The organism is Wolbachia endosymbiont of Mansonella ozzardi (assembly GCF_020278625.1).
In the GTDB taxonomy this organism is placed as follows: Bacteria; Pseudomonadota; Alphaproteobacteria; order Rickettsiales; family Anaplasmataceae; genus Wolbachia.
On the sequence record NZ_JADAKK010000023.1, the window covers coordinates 1 to 16,493 of the forward strand.

General features: G+C 35.7%; 16 protein-coding genes and 3 pseudogenes. 8 read left to right on the forward strand and 11 right to left on the reverse strand.

The features are described 5' to 3' along the window. Window positions 1–237 precede the first annotated feature (237 nt). The 6 genes and pseudogenes from mnmG to IHO40_RS03030 all read left to right on the forward strand — a co-directional run bounded on the left by mnmG (window position 238) and on the right by IHO40_RS03030 (window position 4,320). The gene (mnmG, locus tag IHO40_RS03020) at window positions 238–2,160 is read left to right on the forward strand and encodes a tRNA uridine-5-carboxymethylaminomethyl(34) synthesis enzyme MnmG (protein WP_225536710.1); all 1,923 of its coding nucleotides are present in this window, start codon (window positions 238–240) and stop codon (window positions 2,158–2,160) included. Between the two features lie 52 nt (window positions 2,161–2,212). Further along, the gene (locus IHO40_RS06045) at window positions 2,213–2,515 is read left to right on the forward strand and encodes a hypothetical protein (protein ID WP_368666758.1); all 303 of its coding nucleotides are present in this window, start codon (window positions 2,213–2,215) and stop codon (window positions 2,513–2,515) included. Between the two features lie 214 nt (window positions 2,516–2,729). Then, on the forward strand, window positions 2,730–3,173 hold the full coding sequence (locus IHO40_RS06050) for an aminopeptidase P family N-terminal domain-containing protein (RefSeq protein ID WP_368666759.1): 444 nt from the start codon (window positions 2,730–2,732) through the stop codon (window positions 3,171–3,173). A gap of 16 nt (window positions 3,174–3,189) precedes the next feature. Next, window positions 3,190–3,662, forward strand: a pseudogene (locus IHO40_RS06055) (M24 family metallopeptidase). Next, a complete protein-coding gene (locus tag IHO40_RS06060) occupies window positions 3,625–3,825 on the forward strand; it encodes a M24 family metallopeptidase C-terminal domain-containing protein (protein ID WP_368666760.1) in 201 nt (66 codons plus the stop codon). Before IHO40_RS06055 ends, IHO40_RS06060 begins: the two are co-directional and overlap by 38 nt. A 123-nt stretch (window positions 3,826–3,948) precedes the next feature. Next, window positions 3,949–4,320, forward strand: a complete 372-nt coding sequence (locus tag IHO40_RS03030) for a hypothetical protein (protein ID WP_225536700.1) — start codon at window positions 3,949–3,951, stop codon at window positions 4,318–4,320. A 5-nt stretch (window positions 4,321–4,325) separates the two neighbouring features. Here IHO40_RS03030 and IHO40_RS03035 read toward each other — a convergent pair whose 3' ends face one another. From IHO40_RS03035 to rpmF, 3 genes are read right to left on the reverse strand one after another with little or no spacing between them, the layout of a single operon-like run. Further along, a complete protein-coding gene (locus IHO40_RS03035) occupies window positions 4,326–5,306 on the reverse strand; it encodes a beta-ketoacyl-ACP synthase III (protein WP_225536701.1) in 981 nt (326 codons plus the stop codon). Further along, window positions 5,299–6,336, reverse strand: coding sequence for a phosphate acyltransferase PlsX (gene plsX / locus IHO40_RS03040; protein WP_225536702.1), 1,038 nt, complete (start codon window positions 6,334–6,336; stop codon window positions 5,299–5,301). Before plsX ends, IHO40_RS03035 begins: the two co-directional genes overlap by 8 nt. A 10-nt stretch (window positions 6,337–6,346) precedes the next feature. After that, the gene (gene rpmF, locus IHO40_RS03045) at window positions 6,347–6,529 is read right to left on the reverse strand and encodes a 50S ribosomal protein L32 (protein ID WP_225536703.1); all 183 of its coding nucleotides are present in this window, start codon (window positions 6,527–6,529) and stop codon (window positions 6,347–6,349) included. 955 nt (window positions 6,530–7,484) lie between these two features. Between rpmF and IHO40_RS06170 the strand changes: the two are divergent. Both IHO40_RS06170 and IHO40_RS03055 read left to right on the forward strand, forming a co-directional pair. After that, window positions 7,485–8,221 (forward strand): annotated as a pseudogene (locus IHO40_RS06170) (MlaE family ABC transporter permease). Continuing rightward, window positions 8,214–8,923 (forward strand): annotated as a pseudogene (locus tag IHO40_RS03055) (ABC transporter ATP-binding protein). Before IHO40_RS06170 ends, IHO40_RS03055 begins: the two co-directional pseudogenes overlap by 8 nt. A gap of 8 nt (window positions 8,924–8,931) precedes the next feature. On the opposite strand, the gene ccmE reads toward IHO40_RS03055, so the two are convergent. Genes ccmE through IHO40_RS03090 form a run of 8 tightly spaced genes read right to left on the reverse strand, consistent with a single transcriptional unit; the run spans window position 8,932 to window position 15,823 of the window. Beyond that, the gene (gene ccmE, locus IHO40_RS03060; protein WP_225536704.1) at window positions 8,932–9,330 is read right to left on the reverse strand and encodes a cytochrome c maturation protein CcmE; all 399 of its coding nucleotides are present in this window, start codon (window positions 9,328–9,330) and stop codon (window positions 8,932–8,934) included. After that, complete coding sequence (locus tag IHO40_RS06260) at window positions 9,314–9,451, reverse strand: CcmD-like small membrane protein (RefSeq protein WP_458695345.1); 138 nt, start codon at window positions 9,449–9,451, stop codon at window positions 9,314–9,316. Before IHO40_RS06260 ends, ccmE begins: the two co-directional genes overlap by 17 nt. Continuing rightward, complete coding sequence (locus IHO40_RS03065) at window positions 9,448–10,239, reverse strand: biotin--[acetyl-CoA-carboxylase] ligase (RefSeq protein WP_225536705.1); 792 nt, start codon at window positions 10,237–10,239, stop codon at window positions 9,448–9,450. The genes IHO40_RS06260 and IHO40_RS03065 overlap by 4 nt, the downstream gene beginning before the upstream one ends. 1 nt (window position 10,240) lies before the next feature. Further along, on the reverse strand, window positions 10,241–11,635 hold the full coding sequence (locus IHO40_RS03070) for an NADH-quinone oxidoreductase subunit N (RefSeq protein WP_225536706.1): 1,395 nt from the start codon (window positions 11,633–11,635) through the stop codon (window positions 10,241–10,243). Beyond that, on the reverse strand, window positions 11,632–13,074 hold the full coding sequence (locus IHO40_RS03075) for a complex I subunit 4 family protein (RefSeq protein ID WP_225536711.1): 1,443 nt from the start codon (window positions 13,072–13,074) through the stop codon (window positions 11,632–11,634). The genes IHO40_RS03070 and IHO40_RS03075 overlap by 4 nt, the downstream gene beginning before the upstream one ends. Then, window positions 13,061–14,932: an NADH-quinone oxidoreductase subunit L gene (gene nuoL, locus IHO40_RS03080; protein WP_225536707.1), complete on the reverse strand. Its 1,872-nt coding sequence runs from the start codon at window positions 14,930–14,932 to the stop codon at window positions 13,061–13,063. The genes IHO40_RS03075 and nuoL overlap by 14 nt, the downstream gene beginning before the upstream one ends. Window positions 14,933–14,936: 4 nt before the next feature. Continuing rightward, the gene (gene nuoK / locus IHO40_RS03085; protein ID WP_225536708.1) at window positions 14,937–15,245 is read right to left on the reverse strand and encodes an NADH-quinone oxidoreductase subunit NuoK; all 309 of its coding nucleotides are present in this window, start codon (window positions 15,243–15,245) and stop codon (window positions 14,937–14,939) included. Continuing rightward, window positions 15,236–15,823, reverse strand: a complete 588-nt coding sequence (locus IHO40_RS03090) for an NADH-quinone oxidoreductase subunit J (RefSeq protein WP_225536709.1) — start codon at window positions 15,821–15,823, stop codon at window positions 15,236–15,238. Before IHO40_RS03090 ends, nuoK begins: the two co-directional genes overlap by 10 nt. Window positions 15,824–16,493: the final 670 nt, after the last annotated feature.

Genomic DNA, 16,493 nt, shown 5'->3' on the forward strand with positions numbered 1-16,493 from the left:
ATCTTTAAGTAGTTTTTTTCGTTTCTACTAGGTAGCTTTTCCACTGTTGTCCGCTCGTTCCTTGTGCAGCAAGGATTGGAACACCTTGTGTTTGAGATGAAATCCGCCATACACAATGTTTTTGGAACAAATGTTCGTACGATTGTGCATGCAACATTGGGATAACAGATACCGTAAAATTTGACATTAACTGCTGATAGCTGGAATATTAGTGGGGTAAGAATTACTCAAGAGAGCATGCATAAATATGATGTAGTGGTAGTAGGTGGCGGTCATGCAGGGTGTGAAGCAGCTACAGCTGCAGCTCGCCTTGGTGCAAGCACGCTACTTATAACCCATAAAATTTCAACTATAGGAGAAATGTCCTGTAATCCGGCAATTGGAGGAGTTGCAAAAGGTGTTGTAGTCAGGGAAATTGATGCTCTTGATGGAATAATAGGAAGAGCAATCGATCAAGCATGCATACACTCGGTCATTCTAAATAGCAGCAGAGGTGCAGCAGTATGGGGACCACGCGCACAAGCAGACCGAAAATTATACAAGCGGGCAATACAGGAGATCATTCTAAACTATAGTAATTTGACGGTAAAAGAAGAGTCAGTTGATGATTTCCTTATCGAAAGTAATAGCAAAGGAGAACCACACATCAAAGCTGTAATAACAAGCTCAGGGGAACATATATTAATAGGCAAAGTCGTTCTAACTACGGGGACTTTTCTGTGTGGTGTGGTTCATATAGGAGAACAAACAACTCCTTCAGGGAGAATGGGGGACAAATCTGCGGTAGGGCTTGCAAATACGCTGAAGAAGTATGACTTTAAACTAGGTAGATTGCGCACTGGAACTCCACCAAGACTCGATCGTGGCACTATAAATTGGCCAGTATTACAAGAGCAAGTGGGCGATAATCCACCTGCACCGTTTTCCTATCTCACAGAGAAAATTAGCCAACCTCAGGTTTCTTGTTTTATTACTCATACTAACGAAAATACGCACAGAATAATTCGAGAGAACCTTCAAAGATCAGCTTCTTCATATTTAGATGATGTTGTTGCACCAAGATACTGTCCGTCTATTGAAGCTAAAGTTAAAAAATTTGTGGAAAAAAATAGTCATCAAATATTCCTAGAACCAGAAGGGCTCGATAATGATATTATATACCCAAATGGAATTTCAAATTCATTGCCCATCGAAGTACAGCGTGAAATGATAAATAGCATTAAGGGGCTTGAAAACACAGAAATATTAAGACCTGGATATACGGTTGAGTATTGCTATATTGACCCACGAGAGCTATTTCATACTCTCGAAACTAAGAAAATTAAAGGTCTATATTTCGCAGGCCAAATTAATGGTACTACCGGATATGAAGAAGCAGCAGGACAAGGGATTATTGCTGGAATCAACGCAGCACTCTCTGCATCTGGAAAAAAAGAGAGCTTTGTTCTTCAACGCACAGATTCGTATATCGGCGTAATGATAGATGATCTGGTAACTAAAGGAGTAACCGAGCCTTACAGATTATTTACCTCACGTGCAGAATATAGGCTAGCAATCAGGTCAGATAATGCGGATAGGAGGCTCACACAAAAAGGTTATGACATTTCTCTTGTGTCATGTGAAAGGTACTCTGTTTTACAGAATAAACTTAAATCCATTAAGCAGCTTAAGGAGAAGTTGGAGAACCTAAAAATTACTCCTGAGCAGCTTAGGTTCTATGGTATTAAAATATCTTATGATGGAATAAGAAAAACAGCGCTAGATCTACTTAACTACCCCAATATCGATTGGAATAAATTACAAGAAATATGGCCGGAGTTAAACAGCATCGCGTGCCTGAATAATATCAAAATGTGTAATACAGCTAAAAATGAAGTGTGTGAAGCAGTTGCAATTGAAGCAAAATACAAGCCTTATCTAGTAAGACAAGAAACAGATATGAAGTTTTTATGTGAGGAAGTTAATACTCAAATTCCAATCAATTTTAACTATTCACAAGTTAAAGGCTTGTCAAGTGAGGTAATAGAAAAGTTGCAGGCGATAAAACCAGCAACAATCGGCATTGCAAAACAAATACAAGGCATAACTCCAGCAGCAATAGTTAGAATATTGGTGTATTTGAGAAATAGGAAGATAAAATTAGCTGCTAATTCTGCGTGAGGTAACCTTATGTCAAAAATCGAAGAGTTTCGCTTTTTTATACGTGAAATAAATGTTGATGCGTTTATGTTGCATACTAGACGAAGATTTAAATGAGTATTCAGAAGAGCTGACAAAGCTGTGCGGCTTCACAGAAACAAATGGGCTACTTATTGTTACAAAAAACAACGAGTATCCATTTTTTATGGATGGGCTCTATATCACACAAGCTCGCAACCAGCTTGATCAGGGTAGTGTTCAAGTAAGAGGGTTCACTCAAATGGGTAAAAGCAAACTTAACATTGACCACTTCACCAGGTTGTTGTTTGCAATATTTTGCTGTAAGAGAGATAAGGAAATATGGAGATATTTGTAAATTGGTGCCACATTCAATTAAAAAAGAAATTAGTAGTAGGGAACAAACAATAGTTTTGTATGCAGCTGAGTACTCCAGTGAAAGTAGTAAGAATAAATGTGAAAAAGTCGCTAAAAGCATAGATAAAGAAGCTGAAGCAGTGCTTTTGACTGATCTAAATTCAATTTCATGGTTATAAAGTTTAAGAAGTGGAAATGCTAAGTATACTCCATGTATGCTGGGACGCGCTGTATTGTATAAAAGCGGTAATGTTGATTTGTTTTTTGTTCAAGACAAAGAACATTCGACTGTACAAGCAAATTTAGACAACTATATAAATATTTTTGATGTTAGTGGGCTAGAAAGTTTGCTGTACAAGCTAAATTCAATAATGATAGATCCAAGCACAACTCCAATGAGTATTATAACTGTAATACAAAATAAGCAGGTAGTTAAAAGAGGGGATCCTTGCTTGATTCATAAAACAGTAAAAAATCAAATTGAAATAACAGGGGCTATAAATGCACACATTCGAGATGGAGTAGCAGTTACAAATTTTCTATGTTGGTTTAAAAATAATAACGGTACGAAACTTGAAGCCGAAGAAAAGATTTTAGAGTACAGAAAAGAGCAGGATTTGTTTAAGCAACCAAGTTTTCCAAACAATTTCTACATTTAATGAAAATGGAGCAATCATTCATTACCGTGCAAGCAGTAAGACAAATAAGGTAATTCGGGAAGATGGGCTATATTTGATTGATTCTGGTGACAAATGTCTTGACGGCACAACTGATATTACAAGAACCGTAGCAATTAGCAATCCAACCAATGAACGAATAGTCCATTATACGATAGTACCTAAAGCTCATATTGCTATAATAAGCGCAGTCTTCCCTCTTGACACTACTGGTGAAGAATTGGATATCTTGTCACGTATTCACTTATGGAAATTTGGAATAGATTATATGCATGGTACAGTGCATGGAGTGGGAAGCCATCTATCAGTAAACGAAGGGCCACAGGCAATATCAAAGGAAATAAAGTGAAACTTATGCCAGGGATGATACTTTCCAATGAACCTGGTTATTACATTCCAGTAGAGTATGGAATAAGAATTGAAAACCTGATGTATGTTAAAAAGGCAAGAAAACGGTTTCTTAAACTTTAAACAATTGACCTCTATTCTACATAATAGAAGGCTAATAGATGTGCAAATGCTTATCCAAGATGAAATTAAGTGGATAAATAGTTACCATCGATTTGTCTATAAAAACTTAGAAAACAGTGTTAAAGATAAGGAGTGGTTAAAGGGAATATGTAATTCTTTATGACTAAAAGAGTAGCCTTTTCATTGTTTAACAAAGTATTAATGTAGCTGTGATGGACATTTTGTATTGTTTTTAACTTGAGAACAATGTATAATGAAAAAATACGTATTTTAAGTAGGTGTAACTATGACAGATAAAGCGCAAGGTGATGAATTCATGAAGCAGTATATGGATACTTGCAAAGAGCAAATAGAAAAATTAGCAAAGGATCCTGAATTGCTTAATCAAACCTTAAAGCCATTCATGCAAATGTCTCAGCAGCTTATGGCTGGTGGTATGTTAGGCGGAGCTATGCCTGACATGATACCTAGTTTGGGCGGTATGGATATTAACAAGATGGTTGCTCAGATGAAGGAGATGATTGACTACATAAAGGGCAATTATAAGGAGCTTATGAAAAAGGATAACTTGCAGATTCAAGAGCTTGATGAATCCAGTAGAAAACTGAGAGGTCTGATCAAGAAATTGATAGAAAAGATCGAAAGTAGTAATAGCTGAAGTTGTTAGTAGCGCAGCAACACGGAACCCCAGGTTAAACCTGCACCTATTGCAATCAGTAATCCCAGGCTCCCTGGTTTTATTTTTAACTCTTGTACTGCATAATCAAGTGCTAACGGGATTGATGCTGCTGAAGTATTTGCGTGTTGATCAACTGTATTAGCTACTTTTTCCATAGAAAAACCTAATTTCTTTACTATAGCTCCAATGATACGGATGTTTGCTTGATGGGGAATTAGCCAATCAATATCAGCAATTTTCAAATTATTGTATTTTAATGTTTCCTCTATTGAGGCTGTTAACTTATCCACTGCACATTTAAACACTTCTCTTCCATTCATGCATATTTTTCCAGAATCACCAGTTGAAGATATTCCTCCGCTGGTACACAATACATCTACATTGCCATCGGAATATAGGTTAGCTGACATTATACCCCTTGTGGAGTGCTCTGTTGTTTCATTACAATGTGCCGCGGATTTTATTACCACTGCGCCGGCACCATCACCAAAGAGCACACAAGTTGACCTATCTTTCCAATCAACAATCCTGGACATTATTTCGGCACCTATAACCAGTGCATATTTAATTCTATTGTTAGCTTTTATAAGCGAATCAGCAATTGTAACTGCATATATAAAACCAGAGCATGCTGCTTGCACATCAAAGGCGAATGCGTTTTTGCATTTTAGCTTACTTTGTACAATAGTTGCGCAACTAGGAAAAGTTTTATCAGGTGTTGTTGTTGCCACTATAATTAAACCAACTTCATTTACTGAGATTTGAGCTTTTTCTATAGCATTTTCTGCTGCATTGACAGCTAGATCTGACGTTAATTCTCCTTCGTCTGCTATATGCCTTTGAGTTATTCCTGTTCTTTGTCTAATCCACTCATCACTTGTCTCAACCATTAGTGCAATTTCGTTATTACTCAATGTTTTTTTTGGCAGGCAAGATCCGGTGCTTAATATAAAACTTCTACTCAACGTGACTTACCTCACTAATTATCTTCTGGTTTAAATTTTTACTAATGGCATTTACTGCAAATTTTATAGCATGAGCAAAAGAAATAGCATCAGAATTTCCATGGCTTTTAATAACGATACCATTTAGCCCTAAAAACATAGCACCACTTCTAATTTTGGGGTTAAAACGCACTAATGCTTTATTTAGCTTTGGTTTCAACAATACGCCAACAAGCATTTTTGCTGTCCATGAGTTGAATACTTCCTGTTTTATTAGATTAATGAAAGTACTAGCGGTTGCCTCAGCCGTTTTGAGCATTACATTGCCAACAAAACCATCAGCAACAATCACATCTACGTTACCCTCTAAAAATTCACTTGCCTCTACATATCCTTTGAAGCTAATACTTGGAGTATTCTTGAGTAACTCAAAGGCCCCTCGTACTGAGTCATTGCCTTTAACTTCTTCCGTGCCAATATTTAACAAAGCAACCTCAGGATTGTCAACTTTTAATGCTATTTTTGCAAATATACTACCCATTAATGCAAATTGAAATAATGAGTCAGCATTACAATCGACATTTGCACCAAGGTCAAGTAATGCAAAGCTTTTTGTCTTAGTTGGGCAAACAGATACGATAGCGGGACGATAAATGTTTGACAATGTTCCTAAAACAAATCTGGAAATTGCCATTAACGCTCCGGTATTACCTGAGGATACTATCCCAGAAGCTTTACCTTCTTTCACTGCCTCAATAGCCGCTTTCATACTTGAGTCTTTACGATACCTAAGCGCAAAAGATGGCTTATCGTTTGCAAGAACATTATCAGAGCAGTGATTAAACTCAGAATCGTTACTTACTTTCTTATATTTTGAAAGCAAAGGAGATACTTCTTTTTGATCCCCATAAATATGAAAGAAAACTTTAATACCTGGGTCGACAAGGTTATCTAAAAAAAAACTAGCACCTTGAATCACTGATAGGGGTGCAAAATCACCTCCCATGGCGTCAAGTGCAATGGCTATGTTATTGTTGACTGTGGGTAACATATCATGATAGTTATTCTACCTGTTGTTTGATGAAAACCCGTTTTCCTTTGTAACTGCCATCAACTGCTATATTGTGAGGTAACATAAACTCCCCAGTTGTTGTGCATACCACAATGTTCTTAGGCTGAACAGCATGATGAGAGCGATGCATATCACGCCTTGACTTTGACTTTTTTCTTTTCGGAACTGCCAAAACTTCCTCCGTTATCTACCGAAAATTCTACCAATTTATTAGTAACATGTTTTTTACAAGAAGTAAACAGTGATAGTAAAATAAGTAAGGTTTATCTATACTCCTAAGCTTTAAACTGGGTATCTCAGTCAAAAGACTTCTTGCATTTGTGGTTTTAGAAGAAACGTACAGTTGTATTAACACTGTAACTTGGGCCTACCAAGAGGATATCATTCAAGTAGCCATCCTCCTGTTATTCCAATTCCTACGATGTCATTCCAGCACCTCCTTTTCTTGTCACCCAAGTAGCCTAGTAGGATACCATCCAAGTAGTCCCTTCTCCTGTCATCCCAGTGCTTGGCACTGGGATCCTGGATACTACTTTAGTGATAAATATTTAAGAAACTTACCAGATAAGAAAAAAGGTAAAAGAAACCCTAGTCAATATCTATTTTCAGTATTGGCATTTTTATGCCTTAAGCACTGCAATTTAGCTGCTTCTAAACGCAACTAGCCTAAGCTATGAAATTTAAGAAATTTACCAAGCGGAAAAAAAGGCAATAAAATCACGAGTTAGCTAGTTATTCCACTTGGATGATGTCTAAAACGACTTATAAGCGCGTTTCAGCTTTTATGGGTGAAAACTCAAAGCTTTAAAAAGACATGCAGTACGTACAGCGCACCAAATACAGATTTTCTTGTTACTTTAACCCTGCACAGATTGAGAAGTTAAATAAATAGCTTTATTATCATGATAAGGGGGTTGAAAGAATTTATCAAGTAAGTTTTTTGTTTCATCAAATGCGCTGCTAAAAGTTTGTTATGAGAGAAGTCTAAGGTATATTGAACTTAGGACATATCTTGGCTATACTCTACGATGAAGTTAACAAAAATTTTCAGTAAAACTGGTTTTTAACTGAGACAAATGCAAAGTGAACCCTTTTGATAAATTATCAGAACAATCGGTAGGTGCTTTATCAACCTCTTGTTGAGGCTTGGTAGTGAATTTATATTTTTTATTCAATCTCTATATCACTGCTTTACACCGCCGTACTATTTAAACAATATAGTAAGACAAATTATAGAGATAGGTTTTCTTTCCTTGCCAATTATTGGACTTATAGGGGCTTTTATAGGAGCAGTGATAGTCTCGCAAAGCAAGCTTGGGTTAGTCATTGATTGGTCAAGAGCAAGTAATACCCAAGCTTGTCACGGTCACCATCATTAAAGAATTATGGCCAGTTTTTGTCAGCTTAATAATGGTGGGAAAAGTTGGATCATCAATTGCGGCAGAAATTAGCACTATGTGCATCACCGAACAAATAGATGCACTTACAGCCTTTTGAACATCAACCCTTTCAAATATTTAATTACACCAAGGACTTTAGCGTCAGTTATAGTATTTCCTATACTTACCAGTATGTGCAGATCTAATAGGAATATTCGGAGGATACATCACTGCAGCTTTTGAATTTAACCACAATGTAAATATATACATAAAATATACAGCTCAGTTCTTCAATATGAATGATTTTATCACTGGGCTAGTGAGAGCAATTGCTTTGCATCATAATTTCTGTCTCAAGCTGTTGTTACGGTTACCACTGCAGAAAAGGTGCTCGAGGAGTCAGCATTGTTACAACATCAACTGTTGTTTTATCATCCATACTGATTATTCTAGCAAACTGCATGATTACTTTGATGCATGCATAGTTCCATAATATCAATATCGAACTTAAGCCTATCTTTTGATGATAAAACGATATTAAACAATATAAGTTTTAATATATTCAAAGGAGGATCACTAGTCATACTCGGTGGCTCAGGGAGTGACAAGTCTGTATTAACAAAAACAATCATTAGCTTGCTGACACCGGACTCAGGGTCTATTAAAATAAATAGCAAAAGCAAAAATAAATTTAGAGTTTTATTTCAGAATTCCGCCTTATTCAACTATGTTACAGTCTAGAAAAATATATTTTTTAATTACACGAAGCGCTTCAATATCAACAAAAGGAAGGCAAAGCAATTAGCAATTGAAAAGTTAAATGATGTCGGATTGGAGAAAAACATAGCAGATATGTTTCCGATAGAGCTATCAAGTGGAATGAAAAAAAGGTAGCGCTTGCAAAAGCAATTGCACACAACCCAGAGATTATTATATTGGACGAGCTAACTTCAGGACTAGACCCAATTATGTCAGGTATAGTAAACGAGATAATAATAAAGCTGTCTAAGGATCCCAGCCCTATAATTATCACAATCACACATGATATTCATAGTGCGTTTTAGATAGCTGATAAGATAGCAGTATTATATGAGGGAAGCATCATCTTCCATGGAGCTATTCAAGAAATAAAAAATACTAAAAATGAATATGTAAGAAAATTTATTTGCTATGTACGTGCGAAATAAAAAATTCTCTATTTTATTACTTGCTTTCGAGACATATAATTCTCATCATGTTTTGCAAGCACTGTGTCTGCCAAAAATGCTCCATCATCAAGCATTTTGCCTTGCACAACAACACCACTTTTTTCTGAAAACATTGGTGGGAGTATTCCCTGATATTTTACCACAACGCTCTTGTTAAAATCTGTCATTTGAAAAACCACTTCACTTTCGTTGCGTATCACACTGTCCTCAACAACCATTCCACCGATACGGATTGGCTTTTGATTATTTGGCAAAACTACCGCCTTACTTACTGTATAAAAAAATGAGATATTTTCTTTGAGCGTTGTTAAAATAAAAAAGACTGCACAATTTAAAAAGAAGAAAACTCCTGAAACTATAAGTAGTCGATTATGTTTCTTCTTCATTATTGTTTTTAAGGCTTTCTAAAATTCTTTTGCTTTTGATATAGCAAGAAATAGTAAAAATCAGTTCTCCAGCAATCAATACAAAGCCGACAAGGTAGGCAAAAATTACATATGTATTCATAATGCACTATCAACAAATAACTCACCTGTGTTAGAATAAATTAAACTTCCATCTTTTTGCTGCAATACCAATCTACCACTTTTATCTATATCAATAAAAATCCCTTCGTGCAATTTACCAGCTAACTTTACGCTGACTTGTTCATTCATTTTGAACGCTTTTTTCAGCCACATTTCTCTTATAGCATAAAACCCGTCAAATATCAACTGTTTTCTTAGTTTATTAAAGTTTATTATTAATTCTTTTAATAGGTCTGTGTTAGACACAGACTTGCCGTAGCTGCTAACGCATGTTGCTTCTGAAAGTGGTGCATGATCAATATTAATTCCAATTCCTATAACTAACCAATTTGAATTAGATTTTTTTTTAAGCAATATTCCACTTATTTTCTTACCGTCTACCAAAATGTCATTTGGCCATTTATACTGAATGTTACTATCACCTATAAATAATGATAATGTATTGCCAACAGCAACAGCAGTAACAAAAATCAATTCTGTTAACTCACTTAGATTTTTTCTATCATCCCAGCACGTGACTCTGGAATCCGATGTTGGAATGATACCAGAACGATTATGCAAGAGATCTGTAATTAAACTTGCACAAAAATTGCCTTTTGGAGAAACCCAGCTTTTTCCGGTGCGCCCTCTACCATCTGTTTGCTTATTGGCAATAATAACGGTTTCATTTGATATCTCTTTATCAATTAAGTCCAACGCTTCTCTATTAGTACTAGAGACTTCTTTATAATGATGAATATGAAAGCCCTCGAATATTTCAGGAATCACTTTATAACCCTTTGGTTACTAAATGAATTAGCGAGTATAAATCCTCTACATATATAAAAAGAACGATGTTGATTAAGGAAGCCACTGAAGTGATAATAAATAGCCCCTTAAAGTAAGTAATTTTATTACCACTAGCCTTATCAAAATACATAGCTTTTATGATATTTAGGTAGTAGTAACATGATATAACACTTGCTATTACAAGGATCAAAGATAGACTGATAAAGCCTGAGTTTATTAGACCTTTAAATATAAATAGCTTAGCAAAAAAACCTGCAAGTGGCGGTACTCCTGCCATGGAAAGCAATAGTATAGAAAGATGAAATGCTAAAACCGGGTGTTTTTTCCCTATACCAGATAAATTTGCAATATTGCAATCGTCATCGTCAATTTGTATGAAATATGAGAACAATCCTATGCTTGTAACAATATACGTCATCAAATACGTCAAGGAGCTATCTGTTCCCATCCGCGTAAAAATAGAAAGCGAAGCAAATATGAAGCCAACATGACCTATTGAACTGTAAGCAAGCAGCCTTTTTAGGTTTTTTTGTCGTAAAGCCCCAAAAGCTGAGATAAGAACAGATAATGCTGAAAAGTATAAAAGAACAGGTTGAACATAATTTTTAACATTTACTAATTCCTCATTTATCAGTCTAATTAAAAATGTTACAAGTGCAGCTTTTGGAGCAGTAGAAAAAAACGCAGCCACTATGGTAGATGCGCCTTGATAGACATCTGGAGCCCACATATGAAAAGGAACAATAGCAAGCTTGAAACACAAACCAATAAGGACAAAGACCAACCCAAAAACTATTCCATAGGTTACCTGATGGTTTTGTGCAAATGAATTTAACTGAGAAAAATCGATTTGTCCTGTATATCCATAAAGTAGCGACATTCCGTACAACATGATGCAGGAAGATAACGCACTGAGCATAAAATATTTCACTCCTGCTTCACATGAATAGACTGAATCTTTATTAAAGCTTGCAAGAACATATAAAGGTACACTCATCAATTCAAAAGCTAAATAAAAAGAAATTAAATTATTTGCTGAAACCAGAGTCATCATGCCAAACAGCGCAAAAAGGATCAGTATTGAAAATTCATATTTATAGTCATATTTTGATAAATTCAGCAGTAAGAGTACTAGAACTCCTACGGTAAGGATCAATCCTTGAGCCAACCTGATGTATAAGTTAAGTTTTAACAATGAATTGAAGAAGAAAACTTCATTATTTTCTACTAAGAGAACTAGAACAATCAAGGTAATCGCTGTGCAGCCTAGTGCTAGTAAGTTAATGGTGCGGCGGTTGAACACGATCCCAAGCAGCAGCAGTACTAGTGAGGAAACAATAGAGAACGTTTCTGGCAATATCTGTATATAGCTCATAGGACATTATACTTGACTAATAAATTTGCCATACATGGTTTTAAATAATTTAGTGCAAGAGTTGGGTAAAATCCAAGCAAAATAACAAGCACTGCAAGCAGAATTAAGACAGAAAATTCTATGCCATCTAGACGATTATTCAATAATTTAGAATAGCTGACTCCCCACATTGTTTGCTTACATAAACTCAGCATATAAACTGCACTCAAAATAGTACCAAGTGCAACAAACCCTGTAAAAAGCCCTATGCTCTTAAACACCCCAACCATAGCCAAAAACTCACCTATAAACCCAGACATTCCAGGCAACCCAATCGAGGCCATTGAAAATAAAATAAACATAAAACCAAATTTTGGCATTGTGTTTACTATGCCGAAATACTTTGCAATCTCCAAAGTTCCGGTTCGAGCATATAGCATCCCAACGCACAAAAATAAGGCAGCAGAAATAAGGCCATGACTAATCATTTGAAACACAGCACCAAGTACCCCCTCCTCGTAAAATGAAAAGAGACCAGCAGTTACGATTCCCATGTGTGCTATTGAGGAATAAGCTATTAGCTTCTTTATATCGTCCTGAGCAAATGCAACTAGTGAAGCATATATTACTGCAATTGCGCTTAACACAACAATGAAATTTGAAAAATAGAAGCTTGCCTGAGGAAGCATTGGAATAGAGAACCTTAAAAATCCATATCCCCCCATTTTAATAAGCAGGCCAGCTAAAATTACCGACCCGGAAGTTGGCGATTGCACATGCGCATCAGGAAGCCAAGTGTGGAACGGAAACATTGGAACTTTTATTGCAAAAGAGACAAAAAATGCAATCCACAACAATGATTGCACCCCAAGATCGAGGCTTGGCATTAACGTAGCTAATTTTTGTATATCGAATGTTCCAAAGACATTATACATATACACTAACCCAAGTAAAAACAACAGCGAACCGGCAAGTGTATAGAGAAACAACTTAAATGCCGCATACACCCTTTGTTTTCCTCCCCAAACGCCAATGATAAAGAACATTGGTACTAGAACAGCTTCGAAGAATACATAAAAGCTTATGGCATTTAGTGAAATAAAGAAACCGACCACAAAACTTTCAAGCAGCAAAAACAATGCCATATACGGCTTGAGAGTTGTATAACTCATTTTGCAATTGTAGAGTATACAAATAACAAATAAAAAAGTTGTGAGTAGAAGAAAAGGTAGCGATATACCATCCACTCCCATCCCTGCGTTTCTAATTGGGTAGCTAACGAGCTGGAAGTCCGCATTACTATAATCAAATCCTATACAAGCTACAATGCTAAGTAAAAATGGCAGTACAGCAAAAAATAGAGAGAGGAATCTTAGGTATATGGATTTATGGTTGATCTTGATTAGAGATAAAATCAGTGCTCCTATTAGTGGAAGCAAGAATATACTAAGTAACAACACTTTCTTTGATTCCAATAATGTACAAAGCACCGATTATTAAAGTAACAAACATAACAAACGCATAATCAAATATGTAACCTGTTTGCAACTTTATAGAACTTTTTGAACATTCATTAACCAAACTTACCGCACCATTTGGTCCAAATGAATCAAGGACTTTAACATCAAACTTCCATAGAGACCTGGATATGAACTTCATCGGTGCAATTATGATAAAATCATATATCTCATTAAAGTACCATTTATTCTGCAAAAATTTAAGTAAAAATTTACTTTTAATCTGCTGAAATCTTTGATAGCAATAAATCAAGTACGCAAGCGCTATTCCACTTAGACTCACTAGAGTTGGTAGTAACTTTATAAAGAAATTATGGACTTCATGCTCACTAACAACTACTAAACTTAATTTCCAAAACGCATTACTAGTTATATTCAAAACATTTGCTCCCCATATTCCAGAAAATACCGATCCAAGAGCAAGTATTAGCAGCGGTGTAAACATAATTTTCGGTGCTTCATATATATTAATTTTACTTTGTTTTTGGCTATGAAATACGAGAAGCAATAACCTCCAAGAATAAAACGCTGTAAAGAATGCAACAACCAAGCTCATTACGAAAGCAAAACTATCAGTACCATAAGCATGATTAATTATTAGATCCTTTGAATAAAAACCTGAAAATGGAAATACCCCGGAAAGTGCAAGAGACCCAATCCACATGAAAGCGTAAGTGCAAGGGATTTTTTTCCAGCAGTTTCCCATTTTCTGGATGTTTTGCTCATGATGCATTGCATGAATCACATTACCTGCACCTAGAAATAATAAAGCCTTGAAAAAGGCGTGTGTCATTAAATGAAAAATGGCGACATTGTAAGCAGAAAGGCCGCATGCCATGAACATATAACCAAGTTGGCTACAAGTTGAATAAGCAATTATTTTTTTTATATCGTTCTGAGTAATTGCAACGGTAGCTGCAAAAAAGGCAGTAAGCGCACCAACAATCACTATCAATTCTTGTGCTACATTTGACAGCTCAAACAACGGAGAACATTTTGCTACTAAAAATATACCTGCCGTTACCATAGTTGCTGCATGAATGAGTGCAGAAACAGGGGTTGGTCCTTCCATTGCATCTGGCAACCAAACATGTAGGCCAAGTTGAGCAGACTTTCCCATACAGCCAATAAAAAGTAATATGCATATTATATGAACCACTCTGAACTCACAACAGAATGCCCTAATGTTCTGTGCACCAAAAAAATCAGCTGTGTCAAAAATTTCAGCAAATTTCAAAGAATGAAATGTGTAATAAATAAGAACAATCCCGATTAATAGAGCAAAGTCCCCTACTCTATTTACAACAAATGCTTTGAATGCTGCATTATTTGCAGAGTATTTCTGAAACCAAAATCCTATGAGTAAATAAGAGCACAAGCCAACTCCTTCCCAGCCAAATAAAAGCTGCACAAAATTGTCACTCACGACCAGCACAATCATGCAAAACGTAAACAGCGATAAATAAGAAAAGAACCTAGACTTTCCCTTATCATGTTTCATATAACCAATAGAATAGAGATGAACTACCAGCGAAACGGTGGTAATTATAATCAACATCAAAGATGAGAGAGCATCCACACTAATCGCCCAATTTACCTTTAGGGTACTCAACGAAAACAAGGGGAATAAACTCAAGTGATGATTTTGAGAAAAGGTGAAAAAAACATACCAAGATAAAACAGCAGATATTCCAATTCCTGCAGTTGTTATTAACTGGCTAAAAATATCCCTTCTAAAAAGCGCTGCAGATAATGAACTAAAAAGTGGCAAAAACACTATTAATTTTAGTATATCAGTCATACCTTCACTCTTTCATTAAGTTCGCTCGCTCAACATCTATATTGCCACGGCTTCTATAATATACAACCAATATTGCAAGTCCTATTCCTGACTCTGCTGCGGCAACAGTCAACACAAACATGACAAAAATTTGCCCAACTATATCATTTGTAAAAGCAGAAAAAGCAACTAAATTGATATTAATTGCTAGCAATAATACCTCTACTGACAATAATATGTTGATTATGCTTTTACGGTTGATGAAAATACCACACACTCCAATAGCGAATAAAATAGCCGCAACTACCAAGAAATGATTTAATCCTATTTCCATTCTACTCCTTTTCCAAATTTAGCCTTAACCAACTTTACAGATGAGGATTGTGTCAATTGTTTTAATACATTCTGTCTTTTGATTCCTTTTTTCTTATCCTGCAAAGTAAGAGCAATTGCGCCCACAATTGCAACAAGTAGTAAAATGCCAGAAAGGTGAAAAGCGTACATATAATCAGTATAGAGCAAATTGCCGATGGCTTTCACATTATTGGTATTATAGTTTATAACATTGCTTATATTCAGCGCTGAGCTGCGGATTACGAAACCGATAATGAGAAAAAACACGACACATAATATAGAACCAACAGTTAAATGCTTTGTAAAACCCTGACGCAATCTTATGTAGTCAATATCGAGCATCATAACTACAAAAAGGAACAACACTGCAACTGCTCCGATATATACTATCAGCACCATCATAGCAATAAACTCAGCTCCAAGGAGGATAAAAAGAGCTGAAGAGTTAACGAAAGTGAAAATTAAAAATAGTACTGCATGCACGGGATTCCTTGTGCTGATCACACAAACAGCGGATAAAATGCTAAGAATTGCAAAAAAATAAAAGAAAAAAGTCATTAATATTTAGCTGCAACAACAGTTACTAATTTAAAGTAACTATTGCTATGAAGTCAATAAACTTATTGCATGGCAGTGTGTGTCACGAAACGAAAGGCTACTTGACAAATCTCTCCAGCTTTCTTACCATAATAGTAGTGATATTTCTGACTCAAGGCTTGTTTTTGATTTCCAGGCTCAATAACAAAGTTCAGTAAAAAACTCAGGGTATTTTTCGGTGGATTTTATCAAATTATAGCAGCTGCATGTCCTTTTCACTTTTTCTACATTCAGCCAAACCGCGCTTAAACTAGGCGTCAGCAAATTATTATAACGCCAATTTAAAGTATTATAGAGTCAAAACTCGTCACTCTGGATTTCTTTTCCTTTTTTCTACTTAGTAAATTTCTTAATGTTTAAATTTAGATCAGTTGCGTTTTAAAAGCAGCTAGATTAGACGTTTAGAATAAAAAAACATCAATTTATAAAGTTAATATAAATAATTAGCTACCAACTGGTTTCCTTTCTTTTTTTTGCCTGGTAAATTTCTTAATATTTATAGCTGATTGCAATTTATAAGCGAACATTTGTTTTTGCAACAAATGTTATCATTTCAGCGCCTCCCTTTTTTGTCATCCAAGTAGCCTTTTCCTGTTATCCCAGTAGTTGATACTAGGATCTACTGTCTAAA